A 26,319-nucleotide genomic window follows, 5' to 3' on the forward strand; every position below is an offset into this window, starting at 1 on the left:
GTACGTTCGTCTCGTCCGCTCCCGGCGCTGCATAGAGAACCCCGACGAAAACCGCCGCGTCAATGGCCGTTTACCTTCGGAATCCGCACCTCGGGCACGCGCTGCGCGGCATCACTTTCACAGGCCACGACGCCCTGTAAGTGCATCCATCAAGCCCCAAGGGAAGGTGACCTTGCTTTTGAAGGTCATTTTGATGTAGCCCCTTCGTCACCCGTTTCATCCCGCCTGAACGGGAACCGCAGCCAAGGCGTCAAAAAAATGTCAGGACGTCCGGTATCCGGACGTCAAAACCGGTCGCATACATGTCAGTGGCCCCCGATAGAGTCACGGCCGCAACAGACACGGCACTTGGGGTGGGGACATGAAGATGCGGCACACGGTCGCCTGGGCGGGGTTCACGGCGGCGGCGCTGCTGGCGACGTCCGGATGCGGCACACAGGACGCGAGAACGGCGGTCAAGGCCGCGGACGGCGCGCGCACGATCATGGCGGCGCTGGCGCGGGCGACGGACCGCACGGAGGACTACGGGTCCGCCGAGGTGCGGATGACGGTCTCGAACGGTACCGGCAAGCCGATCGGGATGGAGGGCACGTACTCCTGGGGGCACGGGTACGCGTTCGACATCGAGATGGACACCAGCGCCGCGCACATGCAGGCGCTGCAGCCCTCCTCCAAGATCCACTGCCTGTTCGTCGACGGCGCCTACTACTACAACGTCGCCATGCCGGCCAGGGGCCCGTACAAGGGCAAGGAGTGGATCAAGATCGACGGCTCGGCCGTGTTCGGGGAGAAGGGCGCTCAGGCCTTCACCGGGAGCGGCGGAAGCCCCTCGGCGTCGATGAAGGGCCTGAAGTACGCCGACGACGTGGAGAACCTCGGCACCCGGACCGTGGACGGGAAGCGCACGACCCACTACCGCGCCATGGTCGACCAGGCGCACATGGGCGCGTTCACGGACGCCTACGGCAAGGGCAGCGCGCTGAGCGAGGCGACCGGGGGGACCTCGATCGCCGTGGACGTCTGGGTCGGCTCCGGTGACCTTCCGGTGCGGCTGAAGGAGAAGATGGGCACCATGACGGTCACCATGGACTTCGAGAAGTTCGGCAGGACGGCCGCGGTGAAGGCCCCGCCCGCCGCGCGGACCGCCGACCTCACCGAGGTGCTCAAGAAGCAGCAGAAGCAGCAGCAGGGCTGAACGCGCCGGTGCCCCGCCCTCTCCCAAGGGGAGGGCGGGGCACCGCGGGGCGCGTCAGTGGTTGCGCGGGAACCCGAGGTCGACGCCCGCGGGGGCCTCGGACGGGTCCGGCCAGCGGGTCGTGACGACCTTGCCGCGGGTGTAGAAGTGCGTCCCGTCGTTGCCGTAGATGTGGTGGTCGCCGAAGAGCGAGTCCTTCCAGCCGCCGAAGGAGTGGTAGCCGACGGGGACCGGGATCGGGACGTTCACGCCGACCATGCCGGCCTCGACCTCCAGCTGGAAGCGGCGGGCCGCGCCGCCGTCCCGGGTGAAGATCGCGGTGCCGTTGCCGAACGGCGAGGCGTTGATGAGGGCCAGGCCCTCCTCGTAGGTGTCGACGCGCAGCACGCACAGCACCGGGCCGAAGATCTCGTCCTGGTAGGCCTTCGCGCTGGTCGGCACCTTGTCGAGCAGCGAGATGCCGATCCAGTGACCGTCCTCGAAGCCCTCGACCGTGTAGCCGGTGCCGTCGAGCACGACCTCGGCGCCCTCGGCCGCCGCGCCCTCGACGTAGGAGGCCACCTTGTCCCGGTGGACCTTGGTGATCAGCGGGCCCATCTCGGAGGCCGGGTCGTTGCCGGGACCGATCTTGATCTTCTCGGCGCGCTCGCGGATCTTGTCGACCAGCCGGTCGCCGATGGCGCCGACCGCGACGACGGCCGAGATGGCCATGCAGCGCTCGCCCGCGGAGCCGTAGGCGGCGCTGACGGCCGCGTCCGCCGCCGCGTCCAGGTCGGCGTCCGGGAGGACCAGCATGTGGTTCTTGGCGCCGCCCAGGGCCTGGACGCGCTTGCCGTTCGCGGAGGCCGTGGTGTGGATGTAGCGGGCGATCGGGGTCGAGCCGACGAAGGAGACGGCCTTGACGTCCGGGTGGTCCAGGAGGCGGTCGACGGCCACCTTGTCGCCGTGGACGACGTTGAAGACGCCGTCGGGCAGGCCGGCCTCGGACAGCAGCTCGGCGATCTTGATGGCGGCGGAGGGGTCCTTCTCGCTCGGCTTGAGCACGAAGGTGTTGCCGGTCGCGATGGCGATCGGGAACATCCACATCGGGACCATCGCCGGGAAGTTGAAGGGCGTGATGCCCGCGACGACGCCGAGCGGCTGGCGCAGGGACGAGACGTCGACCCGGTTCGCGACCTGCGTGGACAGCTCGCCCTTGAGCTGGACGTTGATGCCGCAGGCCAGATCGACGATCTCCAGGCCGCGCGCGACCTCGCCGAGCGCGTCGGAGTGCACCTTGCCGTGCTCGGCGGTGATCAGCTCCGCGATGGCGTCCCGGTTGGCGTCCAGCAGCGCCCGGAACTTGAAGAGGATCGAGGTGCGCTGCGCCAGCGAGGACTGGCCCCAGGTCGCGAAGGCGTCCTTGGCCGTCGCGACCGCCGCGTCCACCTCCTCGACCGACGCGAACGCGACCTTGGTGGTGACCGCACCGGTCGCCGGGTCCGTGACCGGCCCGTACGTACCCGACGCGCCTTCGACGGTCTTGCCGCCGATCCAGTGGTTGACGATCTTCGTCATGCCCAGAGACTCCTTATTACAGATGGCGGCGTCGGGTCGAGACGTGCCGTTCGTACAGCTCACGTGCCTTGACCGCGGACGATCGGGTCGCGGTCTCGGCCACAGGAACATCCCACCAGGCCTGCGCCGGAGGCGCGCCCGACACAGTGTCGGACGTTTCGGTCTCCACGTAGACACATGTGGGAGTGTCGGCGGCCCGCGCCTCGGCGAGCGCCGCGCGCAGGTCCCGCACGGTCCTCGCGCGCAGCACGCGCATGCCGAGGCTGGCCGCGTTGGCGGCGAGGTCGACGGGCAGCGGGGCCCCGGTGAAGGTGCCGTCGTCGCACCGGTGACGGTACGCCGTGCCGAACCGCTCACCGCCCACCGACTCCGACAGACCGCCGATCGAGGCGTACCCGTGGTTCTGCACGAGCAGCATCTTGATCGCGACGCCCTCCTGGACGGCGGTCACGATCTCCGTCGGCATCATCAGATAGGTGCCGTCGCCGACCAGCGCCCACACGTTCCGCTCGGGCGCGGCGAGCTTCACGCCGATCGCGGCCGGGATCTCGTAGCCCATGCAGGAGTAGCCGTACTCCAGGTGGTACTGGTCCCGGGATCGGGTGCGCCACAGCTTGTGCAGGTCGCCGGGGAGCGAGCCGGCCGCGCCCACGATGATGTCCGTCTCGTCCACCAGGGCGTCCAGCACCCCGATGACCTGCGGCTGTGTGGGACGTATGTCCGGCTCGTCGGCCTCGAAGCAGGCGTCGACGCGCTGCTCCCAGCGCTCCTTGTCCTCGGTGTACTCGGTGACGTAGGAGTCGGCGGCCCGGTGCCCGTGCATCACCAGCGCCTCGGTCAGCTCGCCCAGCCCGCTGCGCGCGTCGGCGACCAGCGGCAGCCCGGCCAGCTTGTGGCCGTCGAAGGGGGCGATGTTGAGGTTCAGGAAACGCACGTCCGGGTTCTCGAAGAGGGTGCCGGAGGCGGTGGTGAAGTCGGTGTAACGGGTGCCCACACCGATCACCAGGTCCGCGGTGCGGGCCAGCTCATCGGCGGTGGCGGTGCCGGTGTGGCCGACACCGCCGGCGTCCTGCGGGTGGTCGTGGCGCAGGGAGCCCTTGCCGGCCTGGGTGGAGGCGACCGGTATCCGGGTGGCTTCGGCGAACTCGGCGAGTGCCTCCTCGGCGCGGCTGTGGTGGACGCCGCCGCCCGCGACGACGAGGGGCCGCCTCGCGGCCCGGACCGCCCGGACGGCCTCGGCCAGCTCGGTGGGGTCCGCGCCCGGACGCCGCACGGTCCACACGCGCTCGGCGAAGAAGTCCTCGGGCCAGTCGTACGCCTCCGCCTGCACGTCCTGCGGCAGGGCGAGGGTGACCGCGCCCGTCTCGACGGGGTCGGTGAGGACCCGCACGGCCTGCAGCGCGCCGGGGATCAGCGCCTCGGGCCGGGTGATCCGGTCGAAGAAGCGCGAGACCGGGCGCAGGGTGTCGTTGACCGACACATCGCCCGCGTACGGCACCTCCAGCTGCTGGAGCACCGGGTCGGCGGGGCGGGTGGCGAAGACGTCGCCGGGCAGGAGCAGGACCGGCAGGTGGTTGATGGTCGCGAGGGCGGCGCCGGTGACGAGGTTCGTCGCGCCGGGGCCGATCGACGTGGTCACCGCGTGCGTGGACAGGCGGTTGGACTGGCGGGCGTAGCCGACCGCCGCGTGCACCATGGACTGCTCGTTGCGGCCCTGGTGGTACGGCATGACGTCGGCGTACTCGATCAGCGCCTGGCCGAGCCCGGCCACATTGCCGTGCCCGAAGATGCCCCAGGTCGCGCCGATCAGCCGCTGCCGCTCGCCGTCGCGCTCCGTGTACTGGGCGGCGAGGAAGCGTACGAGTGCCTGTGCGACCGTGAGCCTCGTCGTCGAGGTGGTCATCGGTACCCCCCACTGCTTTCTACGTGGTCCGGGTGGAAGCAGATCCGCCACTCCCGTGTCGCGCCGGGCCCGGCCATGACGTTGAGGTAGTACATGGTGTGGCCGGGCTGGGCGATCGACGGGCCGTGCCAGCCGTCCGGGACGAGGACGGCGTCGCCGGAGCGGACCTCGGCGAGGACGTCGGTCCCGCCCTCGCGTGAGGGGAATACGCGCTGATAGCCGAGACCGTTCGGTCCGTCGATCTCGAAGTAGTAGATCTCCTCCAGCTCGGACTCCTCGCCCGGCCGGTGCTCGTCGTGCTTGTGCGGCGGGTACGAGGACCAGTTGCCGCCGGGGGTGATCACCTCCACGGCGATCAGCTTGTCGCAGTCGAAGGAGTCGGCGGAGGCGAAGTTGCGCACCTGGCGGGCACAGGTGCCGCTGCCGCGGTGCTCGACGGGGACCTCCGGCGCGGGGCCGTAGCGGGCGGGGAGTCGTCGCTCGCACTTCGCTCCTGCCAGGGCGAAGCGGCCTCCCGCGCCGGAGGCGATCAGGACCCGGGTGTCGCGGGGCACATACGCGAAGTCGGAAGCCGACGCGAACACGCTTTCCCGGCCCAGGAGTTGGAACTCGTCTTCCTCGATTCGCACGGTACATCCGCCTTCCAGCGGAAGCACGATCCACTCACTGTCCCCGGCGGTGAACGTATGCGTACCGCCCGGTGACAACTCCACGATGCGCAGGCTGCTGTGCGCCCAGCCGGCCCGCTTCGGGTCGATGTCGAGGGCGTACGGGGCGTTCGCGGTGGCGCCCCGGGGCAGATGCAGGTCGGTGCTGGTCATGCGGCCCTCACAGCAGTCCTACGGCGGTGTCCACGGCGGCGGCCACATCGCCGTCCGCCGGGTACAGCAGCGAGCGGCCGACCACCAGGCCGCGCACGGTGGGCAGTTGCAGCGCGCCGCGCCACTTCTCGTACGCGGCGACCTGCTGCTCGGGGGAGTCGCCGATGTCGCCGCCGAGCAGCACGGCCGGCAGGGTCGAGGTCTCCATGACCCGCGCCATGTCGTCGGGGTTCTCGGTGACCGGCACCTTCAGCCAGGTATAGGCCGAGGAGCCGCCGAGGCCCGAGGCGATGGCGATGGACTTGGTGACCGCCTCGGCGCTCAGGTCGTTGCGCAGCCGTCCGTCGGGGCCGCGCCGGCTGATGAACGGCTCCACGAAGACGGGCAGCCGGTGCGCGGCCATCGCGTCGATGGCACGGGCGGTGGACTCCAGGGTGGTCAGGGAGCCCGGGTCGTCGTAGTCGATGCGCAGCAGCAGCTTGCCGGCGTCGAAGCCGAGCCGCTGGATGTCCTCGGGGCGGTGGCCGGTGAAGCGGTCGTCCAGCTCGAAGGTGGCGCCCTGCAGGCCGCCGCGGTTCATCGAGCCCATGACCACCTTGTGGTCGAGGGCGCCGAGCAGGAGAAGGTCGTCCAGGATGTCGGCGGTGGCGAGGACGCCGTCGACGCCCGGCCGGGACAGCGCGAGGCACAGCCGTTCCAGCAGGTCGGCGCGGTTGGCCATGGCGAGCTTGCGGTCACCGACGCCGAGCGCTCCGCGGGCGGGGTGGTCGGCGGCGACGATCATCAGCCGGCCGTTCTCGTCGAGCAGCGGGCGGCGGGCCCGTCGCTGCGCGGCCTCGGCGATCGCCTCGGGGTGGTGGGTGCGGGTGCGGACCAGCGCGGAGACGTCCACGCGGGGCTGCCGGGCGGTGTCCCCGCCCTCGGTGTGCGTGCCAGCCACGCGACCGGCCCTCACAGCACCGCTCCGGCCTCGAGCGCGGCGGCCACCTCGGCGGGGGTGGGCATCGCGGAGGAGCACTCCAGGCGGGAGGCGACGATGGCACCGGCCGCGTTGGCGTGCCGCATGATCGTCTCCAGGTCGCAGCCCGTTAGCAGACCGTGGCACAGGGAGCCGCCGAAGGCGTCCCCGGCGCCCAGTCCGTTGAGAACGGTGACCGGGAGCGGCGGGACCTCGGCCGACTCGCCCTTGCTGTTCACGGCGAGGACGCCCTTGGGGCCCTGCTTGACCACGGCGATCTCGACGCCGGCGTCGAGGAGGGCGCGGGCTGCGGCGTGCGGCTCGCGCACCCCGGTGGCGACCTCCACCTCGTCCAGGTTGCCGACGGCGACGGTGGTGTGGCGCAGGGCCTCGGCGTAGAAGGGGCGGGCCGCACCCGGGTCCTTCCAGAACATGGGGCGCCAGTCGAGGTCGAAGACCGTCGTGCCCGACTTCGCCCGGTGGGCGAGGGCCGCGAGGGTGGCGCTGCGGCTGGGCTCCTCGCTCAGGCCGGTGCCGGTGACCCAGAAGATGCCCGCCTCGCGCACGGCGTCCAGATCCAGGTCGCGGGGGTCGATCTCCAGGTCGGGTGCCTTGGGCTGCCGGTAGAAGTACAGCGGGAAGTCGTCCGGCGGGAAGACCTCGCAGAAGGTGACCGGCGTGGGCAGCCCGGCCACCGGGGTGACCCAGCGGTCGTCGACGCCGAAGCCGCGCAGCGCCTCGTGCAGATAGGCGCCGAACGGGTCGTCGCCGGTGCGGGTGATCACGGCGGTCCGCCGGCCGAGCCGGGACGCGGCCACCGCCACGTTCGCCGCCGACCCGCCGAGGAACTTGCCGAAGGACGACACCTGCGCGAGCGGGACACCGGTCTGCAACGGATAGAGGTCCACTCCGATCCGCCCCATGGTGATCAGGTCGTACGCCATCGGCTTCCCTTCGTCAGGCTCTCCCCGGATTTCTAGTCCTGTCCGTCGAGCCCTGTCAATATTTTGTCCGGACATTCGGACGAGACCTTGACACCCCTTTCCACGGCCCCGCACGCTGACGGCCATGACGTCCTTGTCACCCTCCTCACTTTCCCGTATCCGGATCGGATCGGCGCCCGACTCCTGGGGCGTGTGGTTCCCGGACGACCCGAAGCAAGTCCCCTGGCAGCGGTTCCTCGACGAGGTCGCCGACTCGGGCTACGAGTGGATCGAGCTGGGCCCCTACGGCTATCTGCCGACCGACCCGGCCGTGCTCGCCGAGGAGGTCGCCCGGCGCGATCTGAAGGTGTCGGCGGGCACGGTCTTCACCGGCCTGCACCACGGCGCGGCCGTGTGGGACAAGACCTGGGCACACGTCTCGGACATCGCCGCCCTGACCCGGGCGATGGGCGCCCGCCATCTGGTCGTCATCCCGTCCTTCTGGCGCGACGACAAGACGGGCCGGGTGCTGGAGCCGTCCGAGCTGACCCCCGAGCAGTGGCGGAATCTGACCTCACTGACCGAGCGCCTCGGGCACGAGGTGCGGGAGCGGTACGGCCTGACGATCGTCGTCCACCCGCACGCGGACACCCACATCGACACCGAGGAGAACGTCACCCGCTTCCTCGACGGCACCGACTCCGCGCTGGTGTCGCTCTGCCTGGACACCGGGCACTACGCCTACTGCGGCGGGGACAGCGTCAAACTGATCGAGACCTACGGCGAGCGGATCGGGTATCTGCATCTGAAGCAGGTGGACCCGGAGATCCTGGCCGACGTGCACGCGAAGGGCACGCCGTTCGGCCCGGCGGTCGCCCAGGGCGTGATGTGCGAGCCCCCTGCCGGAGTGCCCGCGCTGGGCCCGGTCCTGGAAGCGGCGCAGAAGCTGGACACCGACCTGTTCGCGATCGTCGAGCAGGACATGTACCCCTGCGAGCCGAGCACTCCCCTTCCGATCGCCCGCCGGACGCGGGCGTTCCTCAGGTCGTGCGGGGCGTAGGGACGCCCACGGACATGGCGGGGGCGCCGGCTGTGCGGGGCCCGGACCCCCGCGGGAGGCGGGGGCCCGGGCGGCCCGGCAGAGGGGGAGCCGAGACGATCAGGGCCGAGCGGTCACCGCAGATGCGGCGAAGCCGACGGGCCGGGCTCGGCACAGCGGGTCCCGGCCCGCCCTCCCTCGGCGCGCGGGTTCCGGCCCGCCCTCCCTCGACGCGCGCCACCGGCAGTTCCCTGCGCCGCACGCGCCTACGCGCTTCCGGGCCGTCCGGTCGACCCACGCCACCCCCGTGCCGGCGCGCCCCATTGCTGCGGCCGCGTCACAAACACCTCCAGCGTGTAACGCGCGTCACATCCGTACGCACGGTCCGTCACACTAGGTCAACAGACGCTTTCCGGCAGTCACCGCGCATCGTTCACCGGGCACACGCTTGGTGATCGCCAGCGCAGCGCCCGGCTCCCCCGACGGCCGCCCACGGCCGCCGCCGCGGCGCGCGCGGGGAGGTGCAACCCATGACCGACCGAAGGCTCTGGTCCTACAAAGAGATCGCGGCGCACATCCGGGTGCAGCCCGACACCGTACGGTCCTATCGCAAGCACGGTCTGCTGCCGCCGCCCGATCACGTGGAGGGCGGCAAGCCCTTCTGGTACGCCGACACCGTCCGGGCCTGGGTCGCCACCCGGCCGGGCAACCGGGGCCGAAGAGCCGACTGATCCGACGCCCCGAACGGTCCCGGCCGACGGACAGCGGTCAGCTCCACGGCTCGATGACCGTGACCCCCGCTCCCGGTGCCGTCCCCATGGCCGCGAGAGCCGCCGGGGCCGCGTCGAGCGTGATGGTCCGCGTCACCAGCAGGTCCGGGCGCAGCGCCCCGGACCCGACCAGCTCCAGCATCCCCGGATAGGCGTGGGCGGCCATGCCGTGGCTGCCCAGGAGTTCGAGTTCCAGCGCTGTGGCACGGGCCAGCGGGACGGGGGTGGTGCCGTCCGGTGAAGGCAGCAGGCCCACCTGGACGTGCCTGCCGCGGCGACGCAGGCAGTCGACGGAGGCCGCGCAGGTGACCGGCGAGCCGAGCGCGTCCAGGGAGAGACGGGCGCCGCCGCCGGTCAGCTCGCGCACGGCCGCCGCCGTGTCGCGCACCCGGGCCGCGTCCACGCAGTGCACCGCGCCGAACTTCCGCGCCAGGTCCAGCGCCCGGGGCGATACGTCGACGGCGACCACCCGCGCCCCCGAGGCCGCCGCGATCATCACCGCCGACAATCCGACCCCGCCGCAGCCGTGCACCGCCACCCACTCCCCCGCCGCCACCCGGCCCTGCTGCACCACCGCGCGGAAGGCGGTGGCGAAGCGGCAGCCGAGGGCGGCGGCCGTGGCGTACGTCATCCCGTCCGGTATCGCGACCAGGTTCACATCGGCGTGGCCGAGGGCCACGTACTGGGCGAAGGAGCCCCAGTGGTGGAAGCCGGGCTGGGTCTGGCGCTCGCACACCTGCTGGTCGCCGGCCGCACAGGACGGACAGCTGCCGCAGGCGCAGACGAACGGCACGGTGACCCGGTCACCGGCCCGCCATCCGGTCACCCTGGCCCCCACCGCCTCGACGACACCGGCGAGTTCGTGCCCCGGCACGTGCGGCAGCGTGATGTCCGGGTCGTGGCCCTGCCAGCCGTGCCAGTCGCTGCGGCACAGCCCGGTCGCCTCGACCCGCACCACCACCCCGTGCTCGGCGGGCACCGGATCCGGCACCTCCCGCACCCCGGCCCGCTCCCCGAACTGCTCGAACACCACGGCTCTCATCCGCTCACCCTGCCACGGCGGCCGGCGGCTTCACACCGCTGCCGTCTCCTTCACCTCGGCGGGCGCGGCCGGCTCGCCCTCGCTCAGGCCGAACCGCTGGTGGAAGCGGCGCAGCGGTGCCGGGGCCCACCAGGTGGCACGGCCGGTGAGCCGCATGATCGCCGGAACCAGGAGGCTGCGCACGACCATCGCGTCCATCAGCACCGCGAGGGCGATGCCGAGGCCCAGCATCTTGGTGTTGGTCACCCGTGAGGTGCCGATGGCGACCATCACCACCGCGAGGATGACCGCCGCCGCGGTGATCAGCCCGCCGGTGCGCTGAAGTCCGTGGCGGACCGCCTCGCTGTGGTCGCCGGTGCGCTCGTACTCCTCCTTGATGCGGGAGAGCAGGAACACGCCGTAGTCCATGGAGAGGCCGAAGGCCACGCAGAACATCAGCACGGGCAGTGTGGTCTCGATCGAGCCGGGGCTGGTGAAGCCGAGCGCGCCGGACAGATGGCCGTCCTGGAAGACCCAGACCACCGCGCCGAACATCGCCGTGAGGCTGAGTGCGTTGAGCACCACCGCTTGCAGGGGTATCACCACGCTGCCGGTGAGCAGGAAGACCAGCAGCAGGGTGACGATCGCGATGAACGCCGCGGCCCAGGGCAGGCGTTCGCCTATCGCGTGCTTGGAGTCGACCAGGACGGCGGCCGTGCCGGTCACCTTGGTGTCGAAGGGGGCCTTCAGCGAGCGCAGGTCACCGACCAGGCGCTGGGCGGCGGTGTCGACGGCCTCGCCCTCCGGCTGCACCGTGAAGTAGGCCGAGTCGCCCCTGACCAGCGGGCCCTCCACCCGGACCACCGCGGGCAGGGCGGCCACCCGCTGCTTGTAGGCGGCGTACTGCGCGGCGGTGGCCCTGCCCTCGGCGAAGACCTCCAGGTCGCCGCCGGGGCTGCCCGGGAAGCCGTCGCGAAGGTGCTGCTGCACCACGTGCGACTCGGCGCCCGAGGGCAGCTGGCGGTCGTCGGCGGTGCCGAACTTCACGCCCATGAAGGGCAGCCCGAGGATGACCAGCAGGGCGGTGGTGCCGAGTGCGAAGAGCGGGGCGCGGCGCATCACCAGCGAGGCGGTGCGCGCCCAGGCGGTCCCCTCGGCGCCGGAGGGCTTCGGGGTCCGGCGGAAGAGGCGGCGCAGGTCGAGGGAGTTGACCCGGTGGCCGAGCAGGATCAGGGCCGCCGGGAGCAGGATCAGGGCGGCGGCCGCGGCCAGCAGGACCACCGCGATGCCGGCATAGGCGAAGGAGCGCAGGAAGTACTGCGGGAAGACCATCATGGCGGCCAGGGAGACCGCCACGGTGAGGGCGGAGAAGAGCACCGTACGGCCGGCCGTGCGCAGCGTCGTACCGACGGCGGTCAACGGGTCGGCTCCGGTGGACAGTTCCTCGCGGTAGCGGCGCACGATGAACAGGGCGTAGTCGATGGCGAGGCCGAGACCGAGGGCGGTGGTGAGGTTCAGCGCGAAGACCGAGACGTCGGTGAAGGACGTCAGGCCGCGCAGCACCGCGTTCGTGCCCAGGATGGCGACGATGCCGATGCCCAGCGGCAGCAGGGCCGCGATCGCGCTGCCGAAGACCATCACCAGCAACAGCAGCGTGATCGGCAGGGCGATCATCTCGGCGCGGGTGAGGTCCTCCTTGATGATCGTCTGCATCTCGTGCCGCACCGCGACGATGCCGCCGATCTTCACCTGGAGCGGGCCGTGCGTGCCCCGGTAGTGGGGGGCTATCCGGTCCAGGGTCTTGCCCATGGCGTTCTCGTCGCCGGTGATACGGGCGGCGATCAGTGCCTCATGGCCGTCCTTGGCACGCAGGCCGGCGGACGCCGGGGGCGCGGCCTGCCAGTAGGAGCCGACGCCGGTCACCCCGGGCTCCGCGGCCAGCCGCTCGGCCAGGTCGCGGGCTCGGGCCGCGACCGCCGGATCGTCGACCGAGGCGCGGCCGGAGTCCACCAGGAGCAGGAGATTGGGCTGGGAGTCGGGGAACGCCCGCTCCAGCGCCTTGGTCGCATACGTCGACTCGGCGGCCGGGTCCTCCCAGCCGCCGCTGCCCAGACGGTCCGCGACGCCGCTGCCCGCCAGCACGGCGAGCGCGGTCAGTACCAGGGCCACCAGCAGCGACAGACGCGGGCGGGCGGTGACGAACCGCGTCCATCCGCCGGGCCGAGGCGGCCCGTCCTCCGTGTGCGCCGCCTTGTTGACTTCGGTCATCGTGCGGTGTCCCCTTCACCTTGTTCACCTGGACCCATGTCCGGTCAGCCAGGCAGCACGGGTCGGTCATTGCCATAGACTGGCAAACACGAGAGATCGCTCGCGTTTCTCAAGAATGCGAGCGACCACTCGCATTTGTCAATCGCCTTCGGAGAGCTGGGGATAACGCGTGTCCGAGACCTCGGAGAAGGGGCGGCCGGAGAAGGAGCCGACCACGACGGAGCGGACCGGGAAGGAACAGCCGCGCCGCCGTCAGGCACGGGGCGAACGCCGCATCGCACAGCTCCTCGAGGCCGCGGCCCAGGTCTTCTGCACCACCGGCTACACCGCCGCGAGCACCAACGCCATCGCCCGCGAGGCCGGCGTCTCGCCGGGCACGCTCTACCAGTTCTTCCCGAACAAGGAAGCGATCGCGATCGAGCTGGGCGAACGGCTCGTGCACGAGATGCGCGAGACCTACGGCGAGGCGCTCGCCCCCGTCGCTCCGGACACCCCGCTGGAGGAGGCCGTCGGCTCGGCGGTCGACCGGTTCATGGCCTTCAACACCGAGCACCCGGTGTTCTTCGCGCTGATGCACGGCCCCGACATGCCGGGCGGCATCACCGAGGCGCACGACCAGCTGCACGCCACCCTGATCGTCCGCATCGAGGGCCTGCTCGCCTCCCTGATGCCCGGCACCTCCCCGGCCGACGTCACGCGCACGGCCCATGTCAGCTTCGGCATCTACAAGGCCGGCCTGGAGCTGGTCCTCGCCCACGAGGGCGCCGAGCGCGCCGCATACGTCCAGGAGGTCAAGGACGTACTGATCCGCTATCTCGCCCCCATGGTGGGCGACCGGCCGGGCCGCGCACCCGTGGCGGGCGACCGGCCGGACCGCGCACCCGTGGCGGGCGACCGGCCGGGCCGTATGTGACGCCGCGGAGTCCTCCGGACTGCGACACAGGGCGCATCTGCCTAAAGTGCGGATAGATCGCCCAGCAGGAGCCCGAGGGGACCCCCGCCGTGACCCACTCTCCGCCGCCCGGCATGCCCCGGGCCCGTATTCCCGGCCCGCAGCAGCCTCCCCCGCCGTATCCGCGCATCGGCGCCGGCCTGTGGAAGCGCTGCCTGGCCGCCGGGCTCGCCCTGTGGGTACTGGCCGCACTGGTGACGTACGCGACGCGGAACACCGCGCTGCTGCCCACGCTCATCCTGCTCGGCGGTTTCCTGGTCCCCGTCGTCTTCGTCCTGTGGGCGTACGAGCGGCACGGCCGCGACCTGGGCGTCAGCGCGGTCCTCGGCTGCTTCCTGACCGGCGGCGCGCTCGGCGTGCTGGGCACCGCGCTGGCGGAGCCCTCCGTGCTCCGCCCCTCCCCCGGGATGTCCACCGGCGTCGGACTGATCGAGGAGGCGGCCAAACTGGGCGGGCTGATGTTCGCGCTGCGACGGCAGCCGGGCATCCGCGGGACGCGGGCCGGGCTGGTGCTCGGTGCGGCCGTCGGCTTCGGCTTCGCGGCCCTGGAGAGCTGCGGCTGCGCCTTCGGCGCGGTCGTCCTTGCCGACGGCACCGACCTGCGGACGCTGCTGGAGACGGAGCTGCTGCGCGGACTGTTCGCCCCCTTCGGACACGGCCTGTGGACGGCGATCGCGGGCGGCGTGCTGCTCGCCCACCGCCGTCCGAACGGGCACTTCCGCCTCGCCACGCCGGTCGCCGCCGCCTGCCTCGGCGTCTGCCTGCTGCACGCTCTGTGGGACGCCACGCACGGCATCGCGATCTGGCTGGCGGCCCGCCTCTCCGGCGCCGGCGTGGGCACGGAGCCGTTCGCGCAGGGATACCTCCCGCGGCCCAGCGCCGTGCAGGAGCACCTGTTCACGCTGTTCTCGGTGGGCGGCCCGGCACTCGTCACCCTGCTCGGTTTCGCCTGGATGCGCTCGCTGGCACACCGGGGCACCTCTTGGAGAAATACCCCCTAGGGGTATAACCTGAGAAAGGTGTGGGACCCACGTGGGCCCCATCGGCCCCGTACGCCACGACGAGGAGCAACGACATGACCGTCCAGATCGACACTTCGGACTCCGTCACCACCGTCTACAAGGTGACCGGCATGAGCTGTGGCCACTGCGAGGGCTCCGTCTCCGGCGAGATCTCCCAGATCCCCGGCGTCAGCTCGGTCAAGGCCGTCGCGTCGACCGGCGAGGTGACCGTCGTCTCCGGGGCGCCGCTCGACGAGGAGGCCGTGCGCGCCGCCGTGGACGAGGCCGGTTTCGAGCTCGCCGGCAGGGCCTGAGCGCAGAATCCCGAGAAACCCCGGGAAACCAGCCCCGGCGAACCGGGCTCGGAGCAGGGCCCGGGAAACCGGCCCTGGAGCAGAGCCCGGGACACCGGGCCCTGAGCAGGACCCGAACGTCCGGGCCCGCCCCCGTGCGTGGGCCCCGAAACCTTTCCCCGACCGGGCCGGGCCGGGCCGACCAGCTGATACTGGATCCGTGCGGCCCGGTCCGATGTCTGGAGTCCGGACATGACCAGCACCATCGCAGAGACCGGGACAGCGAGCGCGATAGCCGGCGCGTCCGGGGTCGAGCTGCTCATCGGCGGGATGACGTGCGCCTCCTGCGCCGCCCGCGTGGAGAAGAAGCTCAACCGCATGGACGGCGTGAGCGCCACCGTGAACTTCGCGACCCAGAAGGCGAAGGTCAGCTACGCCGAGGGCGTCCGGGTCGCCGACCTGATCGCGACCGTGGTGAAGACCGGGTACACCGCCGAGGAGCCCGAGCCGCCGGAGCCCGAGCCGAAGCCCGGACCGGAGTCCGGGGCGGCCACCGGACAGGACCCCGAACTCACCGCACTCCGGCACCGTCTGCTGGTCTCCGCACTGCTCGCCGCCCCCGTCGTCCTGCTCGCCATGGTGCCCTCACTGCAGTTCGACAACTGGCAGTGGCTCTCGCTCACCCTGGCCGCGCCGGTCGTCGTCTGGGGCGGATGGCCGTTCCACCGGGCCGCCTGGACCAACGCCCGGCACGGCGCGGCCACCATGGACACCCTGGTCTCGGTCGGCACGCTGGCCGCGTTCGGCTGGTCGCTGTGGGCGCTGTTCTTCGGCGACGCGGGCATGCCGGGCATGCACGACGCGTTCCGGTTCACCGTCTCGCGCATGGACGGCGCCTCGGTCATCTACCTCGAAGTGGCCGCCGGGGTCGTCGCCCTGATCCTGCTGGGGCGCTACCTGGAGGCCCGCTCCAAGCGCCGCGCGGGCGCGGCCCTGAGGGCACTGATGGAGCTGGGCGCCAAGGACGCGACCGTGCTGCGGCACGGGCGCGAGGAGCGGGTGCCGGTGAGCGCCCTGGCCGTGGGCGACCGGTTCGTCGTACGGCCCGGCGAGAAGATCGCCACGGACGGCACGGTCGTCGAGGGCGTCTCCGCGGTGGACGCGTCCATGCTGACCGGCGAGTCGGTGCCGGTGGACGTCGGCCCCGGCGACCGGGTCGCCGGCGCCACCGTCAACGCGGGCGGGCGGCTGGTGGTGGAGGCGGGCCGGGTCGGCGCCGACACCCAGCTCGCCCGGATGGCGAGGCTGGTGGAGGACGCGCAGAACGGCAAGGCCGAGGTGCAGCGTCTGGCGGACCGGATCTCCGCCGTCTTCGTCCCCGTGGTCATCCTCGTCGCCCTCGCCACCTTCGGCGCCTGGCTGGGGATCACCGGGGACACCGCCGCCGCGTTCACGGCCGCCGTCGCCGTCCTGATCATCGCCTGCCCCTGCGCCCTGGGCCTGGCCACACCGACCGCGCTGATGGTCGGCACCGGCCGGGGCGCCCAGCTCGGCATCCTCATCAAGGGCCCCGAGGTGCTGGAGTCCACGCGGCGGGTCGACACCGTCGTCCTGGACAAGACCGGCACGGTCACCAGCGGCCGGATGACCCTCCAGGAGGTGTACGCGGCCGACGGCGAGGACGAGCAGGAGGTGCTGCGGCTCGCGGGCGCCCTGGAGCACGCCTCCGAGCACCCCGTCGCCCGGGCGATCGCCGCGGGCGCCGAGAAGCGCACCGGCGCCCTGCCGGGGGCCGAGCACTTCGAGAACGTCCCCGGGCGGGGCGTGCGCGGGCGCGTGGAGGGCCGCCAGGTGGCGGTGGGGCGGCTGTTCGACGCGGTCCCGGAGGAGCTGGCCGACGCCCGGCGCCGGGCCGAGCAGGCGGGCCGTACGGCCGTGACGGTCGGCTGGGACGGGCGGGCCCGCGGGGTCCTCGCCGTCGCCGACGCGGTCAAGGAGACCAGCGCCGAGGCGGTGCGCGAGCTGCGTGCCCTCGGGCTCACACCGGTGCTGCTCACCGGGGACAACCGGACGGTCGCCGAGGCGGTCGCTCGGACCGTCGGCATCGACGAGGTGATCGCCGAGGTGCTGCCCGAGGACAAGGTGGACGTCGTACGGCGGCTGCAGGGCGAGGGACGGACCGTGGCCATGGTCGGCGACGGCGTCAACGACGCGGCCGCGCTGGCCACCGCCGATCTGGGGCTCGCGATGGGGACCGGCACGGACGCCGCGATCGAGGCGGGCGATCTGACCCTGGTGCGCGGCGACCTGCGGGTGGCCGCGGACGCCATCCGGCTCTCCCGGCGCACCCTCGCCACCATCAAGGGCAACCTGGTGTGGGCCTTCGGCTACAACGTGGCCGCGCTGCCGCTGGCCGCCGCGGGTCTGCTGAACCCGATGATCGCGGGCGCCGCGATGGCCTTCTCCTCGGTGTTCGTGGTGACCAACAGCTTGCGGCTGCGCAGCTTCCGCTGAAGTCCCCAGGGGTTACCGGGGGTTAGCCGGAACCGAAGTAAGAGTCCCTCTAGAGTCGGACGCGAGCCTCACATAAGCTCTTCACAAGGCTCGCGCATCATCCTTACGCTTGGGCACCGATCGCAGTATCGGGGCTCTTGCGCACCTAAAGGACATATGCAAGAGACGCAGATCACAGTGATGCGAACGTAACCATCGAAGGGGTTCGAAGGTCTAAGTTGACGATGTCGGACCAGCGTCTTGGGGGGCGCTGACCGGCATCTGGGGATGTCTTGGGGGACTTCCTCAGAGATGCGTTGCCGGGACACGTACACAGGGAAGCTTTGAGCGGCCCTCCCAGCGTGCTTGTCCCGGCAGATCGCACCGCATCACTGGAGTACGACGGGTTGTGTTCGTCGTGCTCAGACAGCGAATTCAGGCGCTGTCCTCTCCAAGCGCCCGGCCGGATCCCGTGGGGGGAATCCGTACCGGGACATGGGAAGGCGCCCTGGTCGTCGGCCCGTGGGGGGACCGGCGCTCCAGGGCGCCTTCTTCTTCGGCCCTATCGCCTCTTCAGGCTGTGCCGACCGGGCTCAGCGCTCCTCGACCGGCACGAAGTCGCGCTCCACCACACCGGTGTAGATCTGGCGCGGGCGACCGATGCGGGAACCCGGCTCCTTGATCATCTCGGTCCACTGGGCGATCCAGCCCGGCAGCCGGCCGAGGGCGAACAGGACCGTGAACATCTCGGTCGGGAAGCCCATGGCGCGGTAGATCAGGCCGGTGTAGAAGTCGACGTTCGGGTAGAGGCTGCGCGAGACGAAGTAGTCGTCGGAGAGCGCGTGCTCCTCCAGCTTGAGCGCGATGTCCAGCAGCTCGTCGGACTTGCCGAGGGCGGAGAGGACGTCGTGCGCGGCGGCCTTGATGATCTTGGCGCGCGGGTCGAAGTTCTTGTAGACCCGGTGGCCGAAGCCCATCAGGCGGACGCCGTCCTCCTTGTTCTTCACCTTGCGGATGAAGGAGTCGACGTCACCGCCGGAGGCCTGGATGTCCTCCAGCATCTCCAGGACGGACTGGTTGGCGCCGCCGTGCAGCGGGCCCCAGAGGGCGGAGATGCCGGCCGAGATCGACGCGAACATGTTGGCCTGCGAGGAGCCGACCAGTCGGACCGTGGAGGTCGAACAGTTCTGCTCGTGGTCGGCGTGCAGGATCAGCAGCTTGTCGAGCGCGGCCACCACGACCGGGTCCAGCTCGTACTCGTCGGCCGGGACCGAGAAGGTCATGCGCAGGAAGTTCTCGACGTAGCCGAGGTCGTTGCGCGGGTAGACGAACGGGTGGCCGATCGACTTCTTGTACGCGTACGCCGCGATCGTCGGGAGCTTGGCGAGCAGGCGGATGGTGGAGAGGTTGCGCTGCTTCTCGTCGAACGGGTTGTGGCTGTCCTGGTAGAAGGTGGACAGCGCCGAGACGACCGAGGACAGCATGGCCATCGGGTGGGCGTCGCGCGGGAAGCCCTTGTAGAAGTTCTTGACGTCCTCGTGCAGCAGGGTGTGCCGCGTGATGTCGTTCTTGAACGTCGTCAGCTCATCGACCGTCGGCAGCTCGCCGTTGATCAGCAGGTAGGCCACCTCGACGAAGGAGGAGCGCTCGGCCAGCTGCTCGATGGGGTAGCCGCGGTAGCGGAGGATGCCCGCCTCGCCGTCGAGGTAGGTGACAGCGGATTTATAGGCGGCCGTGTTGCCGTAACCGCTGTCCAGAGTCACCAGACCGGTCTGGGCGCGGAGCTTCCCGATGTCGAAGCCCTTGTCGCCGACGGTGCTGTCGACCACCGGGTAGGTGTACTCGCCGTCGCCGAACCGCAGTACTACAGAGTTGTCGCTCACGTCTTCCCTCACCGACGTAGTGCCTCATCTTCGAGGTGCCCTGACTGTCTCTACCATCCCCCATTTGGCTCAGGAGAGTGCACTCGGGGTCGACCATTGGGCCTATTGGCGGCACTCAGTGCCGCCAACCTGCTCATCCTGCCCCCTTTGACCATCATCTGGAAGTGCTCTGTGACCTTCACGACTCATTTGATCGATCATTTTTTGTGATGCAGGTCGCCGCGCCTGCCCATGGGCCGGTCAGGAGCCGTGCAGCCGGAAGTCCAGTGCCGTGCAACGCCGTCCCGCGGACACCGTGCGCACCGCCTGCCCGATCGCCTTGCGTGAACCGACGAGGACGACCAGCCGCTTCGCGCGTGTCACCGCCGTGTACAGCAGATTCCGCTGCAGCATCATCCAGGCTCCGGTGGTGACGGGGATCACCACGGCGGGATATTCACTTCCCTGCGAACGGTGGATGGTGACCGCGTACGCGTGCGCCAGCTCGTCCAGTTCGTCGAAGTCGTACGGAACCTCCTCGTCCTCGTCCGTCAGCACCGTCAGGCGCTGGTCGACCGGATCGAGCGAGGTGACCACGCCCACGGTGCCGTTGAAGACGCCGTTCTCCCCCTTCTCGTAATTGTTGCGGATCTGGGTGACCTTGTCGCCGACCCGGAAGACCCGGCCGCCGAACCGCTTCTCCGCCAGGTCGGGCCGGCCGGGCGTGATGGCCTGCTGGAGCAGGCCGTTGAGCGCGCCGGCGCCGGCCGGGCCGCGGTGCATGGGGGCGAGCACCTGCACGTCCCGGCGCGGGTCGAGGCCGAACTTCGCCGGGATGCGCCGGGCGGCCACGTCCACCGTGAGCCGGCCCGCCTCCTCGGTGTCGTCCTCGACGAAGAGGAAGAAGTCCTTCATGCCGTCCGTGATCGGGTGCTGCCCGGCGTTGATCCGGTGCGCGTTGGTCACCACGCCCGACTGCTGGGCCTGCCGGAAGACCTGGGTGAGCCGCACGGCCGGGACCGGGCTGCCGTCGGCCAGCAGGTCGCGCAGCACCTCCCCCGCGCCGACGCTGGGCAGCTGGTCCACGTCGCCCACGAAGAGCAGGTGGGCCCCCGGCGGCACCGCCTTGACCAGCTTGTTGGCGAGCAGCAGGTCCAGCATGGAGGCCTCGTCCACGACCACCAGGTCGGCATCGAGCGGGCGGTCCCGGTCGTAGGCAGCGTCGCCGCCGGGCCTGAGCTCCAGCAGCCGGTGGACGGTGGAGGCCTCGGCGCCGGTCAGCTCGGCGAGCCGCTTGGCCGCGCGGCCGGTGGGGGCGGCGAGCAGCACCTTGGCGCGTCTGGCGCGGGCCAGCTCCACGATCGAGCGGACCGTGAAGGACTTGCCGCAGCCGGGGCCGCCGGTGAGCACCGCGACCTTCTCGGTCAGCGCGAGCTTCACGGCGGCCTCCTGCTCGGGGGCGAGGTCGGCGCCGGTACGGGACTTCAGCCAGCCGAGCGCCTTGTCCCACTGCACGTCCCGGAAGGCTGGCATCCGGTCCTCGGGCGTGCGCAGCAGGCGCAGCAGCTGGGCGGACAGGGACAGCTCGGCCCGGTGGAAGGGGACCAGATAGACGGCGGTCACGGGCTCCGCGGCGCCGTCGGGTCCGGGCACCTTCTCCCGTACGACCCCCGGGTCGGTGCCGTCCTCGGCAGGCTCGGCCAGCTCCGCGAGGCACTCGATGACGAGGCCGGTGTCGACCTGGAGCAGCTTGACGGCGTCGGCGATCAGCCGCTCCTCCGGCAGGAAGCAGTGCCCCTGGTCGGCGGACTGGGACAGCGCGTACTGCAGGCCGGCCTTCACGCGCTCGGGGCTGTCGTGCGGGATGCCGACGGACCGGGCGATCCGGTCGGCGGTCAGGAAGCCGATGCCCCAGACGTCGGCGGCCAGCCGGTACGGCTGCTCCTTCACGACGGAGATGGACTCGTCGCCGTACTTCTTGTAGATCCGCACCGCAATGGACGTCGACACCTCGACGGTCTGGAGGAAGAGCATGACCTCCTTGATCGCCTTCTGCTCCTCCCAGGCGTCGGCGATCTTCTTGGTGCGCTTGGGGCCGAGGCCGGGCACCTCGATCAGCCGCTTGGGCTCGTCCTCGATGATCGTCAGCGTGTCCAGGCCGAAGTGCTGGGTGATGCGGTCGGCGAAGACCGGGCCGATGCCCTTGACCAGCCCGGAGCCGAGGTAGCGGCGGATGCCCTGGACGGTGGCGGGCAGGACGGTCGTGTAGTTCTCGACCAGGAACTGCTTGCCGTACTGGGGATGGGACCCCCAGCGCCCCTCCATCCGCAGGGACTCCCCCACCTGGGCGCCGAGCAGCGCTCCGACCACCGTGAGGAGATCGCCCGCCCCTCTTCCGGTGTCGACGCGGGCGACCGTGTAGCCGTTCTCCTCGTTCGCGTAGGTGATTCTCTCCAGTACGCCTTCGAGGACGGCCGGCCGCCGTTCGCCCGTGGAGTTCCCCGCCTGTTGAGCCATGACCCGACGGTACCGGTGGGGTCCGACATCACGATCCGGTCTCAGGACCCCGCCGGGGGGTTGCCCCACACCCGTGTAATCGATTCCAATCCTCCGTACACAGCGATGTAATCGATTCCAGGAGCTTCCACGAGGCTCCGGGCCATCCACGAGGAGGTGGAGCGGCGCATGGCGAGCATCAAGGACGTCGCCGCGGCGGCGGGCGTCTCCGTCGCCACGGTCTCACGCGTCCTGAACGGGCATCCGTCGGTCAGCGCGGACGCACGCACGCGCGTCCTGGCCGCCGTCGAGGCACTGGGCTACCGCCCCAACGCCGTCGCCCGTTCCCTGCGCACCGACCAGACCCGCACCCTCGGCCTGGTCATCAGCGACGTGCTCAACCCGTACTTCACCGAGCTGGCCCGCTCCGTCGAGGAGGAGGCCCGCGCGCTCGGCTACAGCGTCATCATCGGCAACGCCGACGAACGCCCGGATCTGCAGGACCACCATGTGCGGACGCTGCTGGACCGCCGCATCGACGGGCTGCTCGTGTCCCCGACCGACGGCGGTTCCCCGCTGATGCTGGACGCCGCGCGCGCGGGCACTCCGATGGTCTTCGTGGACCGGTGGATCCCCGGGGTCGACGTGCCCGTCGTACGGGCCGACGGGGCCGAGGCCGTGCGGGATCTCGTCGCGCATCTGCACGGGCTCGGGCACCGCCGGCTCGCGATCATCGCGGGACCGGCGGCCACCACGACCGGCAGCGAACGCGTCGAGGCCTTCCGGCAGGCCCTGGCGGAGTACGGTCTGCCCCTGCCGGACGCCTACACGGGACAGGGCGACTTCCAGGCCGAGAGCGGCCGGCGGGTCACCGAGGGCTTCCTCGACCTGCCCGAGCCGCCCGAGGTCGTCTTCGCCGCGGACAACCTGATGGCACTCGGTGCCCTGGACGCGATCCGCGCGCGCGGGCTGCGCGTCCCGGACGACATCGCGCTGGCCGCGTTCGACGACATCCCGTGGTTCGTGCACACCGATCCGCCGATCACCGCGATCGCCCAGCCCACGGGCGAGCTGGGCCGGGCCGCCGTACGGGCCCTGGTGGACCGCATCGAGGGGCGGCCCCCGGCGTCCGTCACCTTCGCCGCCCGGCTCGTCGTACGCCGCTCGTGCGGCGAGTCCCCCATCCCCTCGCAGTCCCCCTCCCCAGTGCAAAGGAGCACGTCGTGAGCGACCCGGACGAGTTGCTGCGCATCGAGGGCATCCGCAAGACCTTCCCGGGCGTGGTGGCGCTGGACGGCGTCGACTTCGACCTGCGCCGGGGCGAGGTGCATGTGCTGCTCGGTGAGAACGGCGCCGGCAAGAGCACCCTCATCAAGATGCTCTCCGGTGCCTACACGCCCGACGCGGGGCGGATCCTGGCCGGCGGCGAGGAGGTGCGCATCCACGGGGCGCAGGACTCCGAGCGCCTCGGGATCGCCACCATCTACCAGGAGTTCAACCTCGTACCCGATCTGACGGTGGCCGAGAACATCTTCCTGGGCCGCCAGCCGCGCCGCTTCGGGATGATCGACCGCAGACGGATGGAGGCCGACGCCGAGGTCCTCCTCGCACGCGTGGGCGTGAACGTGTCGCCGCGCGCGCGGGTGCGCGAACTCGGCATCGCACGGCTGCAGATGGTCGAGATCGCCAAGGCGCTCAGCCTGGACGCGCGCGTGCTCATCATGGACGAGCCGACCGCCGTGCTCACCACGGAGGAGGTCGACAAGCTCTTCGCGATCGTGCGCTCGCTGCGCGCGGACGGCGTCGGGATCGTGTTCATCACGCACCATCTGGAGGAGATCGCCGCCCTCGGCGACCGGGTCACCGTCATCCGGGACGGCAGGAGCGTCGGGCAGGTCCCCGCCGCCACCCCCGAGGACGAACTGGTACGGCTCATGGTCGGCCGCTCCATCGAGCAGCAGTACCCGCGCGAACGGGCCGGGACGGGTGCCGCGGTGCTCTCCGTCGAGGGGCTCACCCGGGACGGCGTCTTCCACGACGTGAGCTTCGAGGTGCGGGCCGGTGAGGTCGTCGGCATCGCCGGGCTCGTCGGGGCGGGCCGTACCGAGGTGGTCCGGGCCGTCTTCGGCGCGGACCCGTACGACAGCGGAGCCGTCAAGGTCTCCGGCACCGGGCTGAAGCGGCACGACGTGAGCGCGGCCATGGCCGCCGGGATCGGACTCGTGCCCGAGGACCGCAAGGGCCAGGGGCTGGTGCTGGACGCCTCCGTCGAGGAGAACCTCGGCCTGGTGACCCTGCGGTCGGCGACCCGGGCCGGGCTGGTCGACCGCCGGGCGCAGCATGCGGCGGCCGAGCGGATCGCGGGGCGGCTGGGCGTGCGGATGGCCGGGCTCGGCCAGCACGTGCGGACCCTGTCCGGCGGCAACCAGCAGAAGGTCGTCATCGGCAAGTGGCTGCTGGCCGACACCAAGGTGCTGATCCTCGACGAGCCGACGCGCGGCATCGACGTCGGCGCCAAGGTCGAGATCTACCAGCTCGTCAACGACCTGACGGCCGCCGGTGCCGCCGTCCTGATGATCTCCAGCGACCTGCCCGAGGTGCTCGGCATGAGCGACCGGGTGCTGGTGATGGCCCAGGGCCGGATCGCGGGCGAACTCGCGGCCGGCCAGGCCACCCAGGACACGGTGATGTCCCTCGCCGTCAGCAACCCCACGACCGAAACGGAGGCCGCTCGTGGCCACTGACACGCTCAAGAGCACACCGGGCACGAGCGGCGCCCCCGGCGGCCTGCGCCGCCTCCTGCTCGACAACGGCGCGCTGACCGCGCTGATCGTCCTGGTCATCGCCCTGTCGGCGCTCTCCGGTGACTTCCTGACGGCGGACAACCTGCTCAACGTCGGCGTCCAGGCGGCCGTGACGGCGATCCTGGCCTTCGGCGTGACCTTCGTGATCGTCTCCGCGGGCATCGACCTGTCGGTCGGCTCGGTGGCCGCGCTGTCCGCGACCGTGCTGGCCTGGAGCGCCACCCAGCACGGCGTGCCGGTCGTGCTCGCGGTCCTGCTCGCGGTCGCCACCGGCGTCGTCGCCGGCCTGGTCAACGGCTTCCTGATCGCCTACGGCAAACTGCCGCCGTTCATCGCGACGCTCGCCATGCTGTCGGTCGCGCGCGGCCTGTCCCTGGTGGTCTCCGGGGGCATCCCCATCCCCTTCCCGGACTCGGTCTCCCACCTCGGGGACACCCTCGGCGACTGGCTGCCGGTGCCGGTGCTGGTCATGGTCGTGATGGGGCTGATCGCGGCCTTCGTGCTCGGCCGGACCTACATCGGCCGGTCCATGTACGCGATCGGCGGCAACGAGGAGGCCGCGCGGCTGTCGGGTCTGCGGGTGAAGAAGCAGAAGCTCGCGATCTACGCCCTGTCCGGCGTGTTCGCGGCCGCCGCGGGCATCGTGCTGGCCGCCCGGCTGTCCTCGGCACAGCCGCAGGCCGCCGACGGCTACGAGCTGGACGCGATCGCCGCGGTCGTCATCGGCGGCGCCTCGCTGGCCGGCGGCACGGGCAAGGCGTCCGGCACGCTGATCGGCGCGCTGATCCTCGCGGTCCTGCGCAACGGCCTCAACCTCCTGTCCGTGTCGGCCTTCTGGCAGCAGGTCGTCATCGGTGTCGTCATCGCGCTGGCGGTGCTGCTGGACACCGCGCGCCGCAAGGCGGGGGCGGGCGCGCCGGCCGCCGGCCCGGGGGGCGGCAAGGGCAGGCAGGCGGTGACGTACGCGCTCGCGGCCGTGGTCACCGTGGCGGTCGTCGGTGCGACCTCCCTCCTGCACGGCGGCTCCTCCTCCTCGACGACCCCGAAGATGGGCCTGTCGCTGTCCACCCTCAACAACCCCTTCTTCGTGCAGATCCGGGCCGGTGCCCAGGCCGAGGCGAAGCGGCTGGGCGTGCACCTGACCGTCACGGACGCCCAGAACGACGCCTCCCAGCAGGCCAACCAGCTGCAGAACTTCACCAGTTCGGACGTCGGCGCGATCATCGTCAACCCCGTGGACTCCGATGCGGCCGGCAACTCGGTGAAGGCCGCCGACAAGGCGCGGATCCCGGTCGTCGCGGTCGACCGGGGCGTCAACAAGGCCACGGTGGACGCCCTGGTGGCCTCCGACAACGTCGCCGGCGGCGAGCTGGCCGCCAGGACGATCGCCGAGAAGCTGGGCGGCCACGGCAGGATCGTGATCCTGCAGGGCCAGGCGGGCACCTCCGCGGCCCGCGAGCGGGCGGAGGGTTTCGCCAAGGGTCTGAAGGCCTACCCGGGCATCGAGGTCCTGGCCCAGCAGCCCGCCGACTTCGACCGCACCAAGGGGCTCGACGTGATGTCGAACCTGCTCCAGGCCCACCCCGACGTGCAGGGCGTCGTCGCCGCCAATGACGAGATGGCCCTCGGTGCCGTCAAGGCGCTGGGTTCCAAGGCCGGCAGGTCCGTCCAGGTCGTCGGCTTCGACGGCACCCCGGACGGCCTGACGGCGGTCAAGGACGGCACGCTGTACGCGTCGGTGGCACAGCAGCCGACCCAGTTGGGGAGGATCGCCGTGGACAACGCGCTGAAGGCGGGGCGGGGCAAGAAGGTGGAGCCGACGGTGAAGGTGCCGGTGAAGGTCGTCACGAAGGACAACGTGGCGGGCTTCAGCGGCTGACGGTGGCGGCTTCGGCGTTCTCGGGGGCAGGCGGGCGGGCGGTCGTGCACAGTGGGTGGCGACCGCCCGCCTCGGGCCGTCCCG

At 71.3% G+C, this 26,319-nt stretch carries 19 protein-coding genes; 10 read left to right on the plus strand and 9 right to left on the minus strand.

What is annotated here, in order from left to right; all coding sequences use genetic code 11:
- Positions 1-361: 361 nt before the first annotated feature.
- Positions 362-1,195 carry an SCO4651 family lipoprotein gene (locus tag ACZ7P3_RS09650; protein ID WP_472080206.1) on the plus strand — a complete coding sequence of 278 codons (834 nt, stop codon included), beginning with the start codon at positions 362-364 and terminating at the stop codon, positions 1,193-1,195.
- A 54-nt stretch (positions 1,196-1,249) separates the two neighbouring features.
- Here ACZ7P3_RS09650 and mmsA read toward each other — a convergent pair whose 3' ends face one another.
- Genes mmsA through iolC form a run of 5 tightly spaced genes read right to left on the minus strand, consistent with a single transcriptional unit; the run spans position 1,250 to position 7,378 of the window.
- Complete coding sequence (gene mmsA, locus ACZ7P3_RS09655) at positions 1,250-2,752, minus strand: CoA-acylating methylmalonate-semialdehyde dehydrogenase (protein ID WP_472080207.1); 1,503 nt, start codon at positions 2,750-2,752, stop codon at positions 1,250-1,252.
- 16 nt (positions 2,753-2,768) lie between these two features.
- On the minus strand, positions 2,769-4,655 hold the full coding sequence (gene iolD / locus ACZ7P3_RS09660) for a 3D-(3,5/4)-trihydroxycyclohexane-1,2-dione acylhydrolase (decyclizing) (protein ID WP_472080208.1): 1,887 nt from the start codon (positions 4,653-4,655) through the stop codon (positions 2,769-2,771).
- Positions 4,652-5,476: a 5-deoxy-glucuronate isomerase gene (gene iolB / locus ACZ7P3_RS09665; RefSeq protein WP_472080210.1), complete on the minus strand. Its 825-nt coding sequence runs from the start codon at positions 5,474-5,476 to the stop codon at positions 4,652-4,654. The genes iolD and iolB overlap by 4 nt, the downstream gene beginning before the upstream one ends.
- A gap of 7 nt (positions 5,477-5,483) precedes the next feature.
- Entirely contained in the window at positions 5,484-6,368 is an 885-nt protein-coding gene (locus ACZ7P3_RS09670) for a Cgl0159 family (beta/alpha)8-fold protein (protein WP_472080342.1), read from the minus strand.
- Between the two features lie 59 nt (positions 6,369-6,427).
- Complete coding sequence (gene iolC, locus ACZ7P3_RS09675) at positions 6,428-7,378, minus strand: 5-dehydro-2-deoxygluconokinase (protein ID WP_472080211.1); 951 nt, start codon at positions 7,376-7,378, stop codon at positions 6,428-6,430.
- A gap of 124 nt (positions 7,379-7,502) precedes the next feature.
- Between iolC and ACZ7P3_RS09680 the strand changes: the two genes are divergently transcribed.
- The gene (locus ACZ7P3_RS09680) at positions 7,503-8,417 is read left to right on the plus strand and encodes a sugar phosphate isomerase/epimerase family protein (RefSeq protein ID WP_472080213.1); all 915 of its coding nucleotides are present in this window, start codon (positions 7,503-7,505) and stop codon (positions 8,415-8,417) included.
- A gap of 509 nt (positions 8,418-8,926) precedes the next feature.
- Positions 8,927-9,127 carry a helix-turn-helix transcriptional regulator gene (locus ACZ7P3_RS09685; protein ID WP_472080215.1) on the plus strand — a complete coding sequence of 67 codons (201 nt, stop codon included), beginning with the start codon at positions 8,927-8,929 and terminating at the stop codon, positions 9,125-9,127.
- 37 nt (positions 9,128-9,164) lie between these two features.
- Here the strand turns inward: ACZ7P3_RS09685 and ACZ7P3_RS09690 are convergent, their stop codons facing one another.
- Both ACZ7P3_RS09690 and ACZ7P3_RS09695 read right to left on the minus strand, forming a co-directional pair.
- Complete coding sequence (locus tag ACZ7P3_RS09690; protein ID WP_472080216.1) at positions 9,165-10,208, minus strand: zinc-dependent alcohol dehydrogenase family protein; 1,044 nt, start codon at positions 10,206-10,208, stop codon at positions 9,165-9,167.
- 30 nt (positions 10,209-10,238) lie between these two features.
- Complete coding sequence (locus ACZ7P3_RS09695) at positions 10,239-12,455, minus strand: MMPL family transporter (RefSeq protein WP_472080217.1); 2,217 nt, start codon at positions 12,453-12,455, stop codon at positions 10,239-10,241.
- A 169-nt stretch (positions 12,456-12,624) separates the two neighbouring features.
- Between ACZ7P3_RS09695 and ACZ7P3_RS09700 the strand changes: the two genes are divergently transcribed.
- The 4 genes from ACZ7P3_RS09700 to ACZ7P3_RS09715 all read left to right on the plus strand — a co-directional run bounded on the left by ACZ7P3_RS09700 (position 12,625) and on the right by ACZ7P3_RS09715 (position 17,215).
- Complete coding sequence (locus ACZ7P3_RS09700) at positions 12,625-13,368, plus strand: TetR/AcrR family transcriptional regulator (protein ID WP_472080218.1); 744 nt, start codon at positions 12,625-12,627, stop codon at positions 13,366-13,368.
- An 89-nt stretch (positions 13,369-13,457) separates the two neighbouring features.
- Positions 13,458-14,408: a PrsW family glutamic-type intramembrane protease gene (locus ACZ7P3_RS09705; protein ID WP_472080219.1), complete on the plus strand. Its 951-nt coding sequence runs from the start codon at positions 13,458-13,460 to the stop codon at positions 14,406-14,408.
- 74 nt (positions 14,409-14,482) lie between these two features.
- Positions 14,483-14,722: a heavy-metal-associated domain-containing protein gene (locus ACZ7P3_RS09710; protein WP_472080220.1), complete on the plus strand. Its 240-nt coding sequence runs from the start codon at positions 14,483-14,485 to the stop codon at positions 14,720-14,722.
- A gap of 231 nt (positions 14,723-14,953) precedes the next feature.
- Positions 14,954-17,215, plus strand: a complete 2,262-nt coding sequence (locus ACZ7P3_RS09715; RefSeq protein ID WP_472080222.1) for a heavy metal translocating P-type ATPase — start codon at positions 14,954-14,956, stop codon at positions 17,213-17,215.
- A 572-nt stretch (positions 17,216-17,787) separates the two neighbouring features.
- Here the strand turns inward: ACZ7P3_RS09715 and ACZ7P3_RS09720 are convergent.
- Both ACZ7P3_RS09720 and recD2 read right to left on the minus strand, forming a co-directional pair.
- Positions 17,788-19,077: a citrate synthase gene (locus tag ACZ7P3_RS09720; RefSeq protein WP_472080224.1), complete on the minus strand. Its 1,290-nt coding sequence runs from the start codon at positions 19,075-19,077 to the stop codon at positions 17,788-17,790.
- Between the two features lie 240 nt (positions 19,078-19,317).
- Positions 19,318-21,573, minus strand: a complete 2,256-nt coding sequence (gene recD2 / locus ACZ7P3_RS09725) for an SF1B family DNA helicase RecD2 (RefSeq protein WP_472080226.1) — start codon at positions 21,571-21,573, stop codon at positions 19,318-19,320.
- Between the two features lie 168 nt (positions 21,574-21,741).
- Here recD2 and ACZ7P3_RS09730 point away from each other — a divergent pair, with 168 nt between their 5' ends.
- From ACZ7P3_RS09730 to ACZ7P3_RS09740, 3 genes are read left to right on the plus strand one after another with little or no spacing between them, the layout of a single operon-like run.
- Entirely contained in the window at positions 21,742-22,779 is a 1,038-nt protein-coding gene (locus ACZ7P3_RS09730) for a LacI family DNA-binding transcriptional regulator (protein ID WP_472080227.1), read from the plus strand.
- Positions 22,776-24,296: a sugar ABC transporter ATP-binding protein gene (locus ACZ7P3_RS09735; protein WP_472080228.1), complete on the plus strand. Its 1,521-nt coding sequence runs from the start codon at positions 22,776-22,778 to the stop codon at positions 24,294-24,296. The genes ACZ7P3_RS09730 and ACZ7P3_RS09735 overlap by 4 nt, the downstream gene beginning before the upstream one ends.
- Positions 24,286-26,235 carry an ABC transporter permease/substrate-binding protein gene (locus ACZ7P3_RS09740; RefSeq protein ID WP_472080229.1) on the plus strand — a complete coding sequence of 650 codons (1,950 nt, stop codon included), beginning with the start codon at positions 24,286-24,288 and terminating at the stop codon, positions 26,233-26,235. The genes ACZ7P3_RS09735 and ACZ7P3_RS09740 overlap by 11 nt, the downstream gene beginning before the upstream one ends.
- The last annotated feature ends 84 nt before the right edge of the window (positions 26,236-26,319 follow it).

This window comes from Streptomyces sp. NPDC107581, assembly GCF_055657175.1.

Coding starts and splice junctions, on each gene's coding strand:
- ACZ7P3_RS09650 (WP_472080206.1), top strand. CDS start 362: ATGAAGATGCGGCACACGGTCGCCTGGGCGGGGTTCACGGCGGCGGCG.
- mmsA (WP_472080207.1), bottom strand. CDS start 2,752: ATGACGAAGATCGTCAACCACTGGATCGGCGGCAAGACCGTCGAAGGC.
- iolD (WP_472080208.1), bottom strand. CDS start 4,655: ATGACCACCTCGACGACGAGGCTCACGGTCGCACAGGCACTCGTACGC.
- iolB (WP_472080210.1), bottom strand. CDS start 5,476: ATGACCAGCACCGACCTGCATCTGCCCCGGGGCGCCACCGCGAACGCC.
- iolC (WP_472080211.1), bottom strand. CDS start 7,378: ATGGCGTACGACCTGATCACCATGGGGCGGATCGGAGTGGACCTCTAT.
- ACZ7P3_RS09680 (WP_472080213.1), top strand. CDS start 7,503: ATGACGTCCTTGTCACCCTCCTCACTTTCCCGTATCCGGATCGGATCG.
- ACZ7P3_RS09685 (WP_472080215.1), top strand. CDS start 8,927: ATGACCGACCGAAGGCTCTGGTCCTACAAAGAGATCGCGGCGCACATC.
- ACZ7P3_RS09690 (WP_472080216.1), bottom strand. CDS start 10,208: ATGAGAGCCGTGGTGTTCGAGCAGTTCGGGGAGCGGGCCGGGGTGCGG.
- ACZ7P3_RS09695 (WP_472080217.1), bottom strand. CDS start 12,455: ATGACCGAAGTCAACAAGGCGGCGCACACGGAGGACGGGCCGCCTCGG.
- ACZ7P3_RS09710 (WP_472080220.1), top strand. CDS start 14,483: ATGACCGTCCAGATCGACACTTCGGACTCCGTCACCACCGTCTACAAG.
- ACZ7P3_RS09715 (WP_472080222.1), top strand. CDS start 14,954: ATGACCAGCACCATCGCAGAGACCGGGACAGCGAGCGCGATAGCCGGC.
- recD2 (WP_472080226.1), bottom strand. CDS start 21,573: ATGGCTCAACAGGCGGGGAACTCCACGGGCGAACGGCGGCCGGCCGTC.
- ACZ7P3_RS09730 (WP_472080227.1), top strand. CDS start 21,742: ATGGCGAGCATCAAGGACGTCGCCGCGGCGGCGGGCGTCTCCGTCGCC.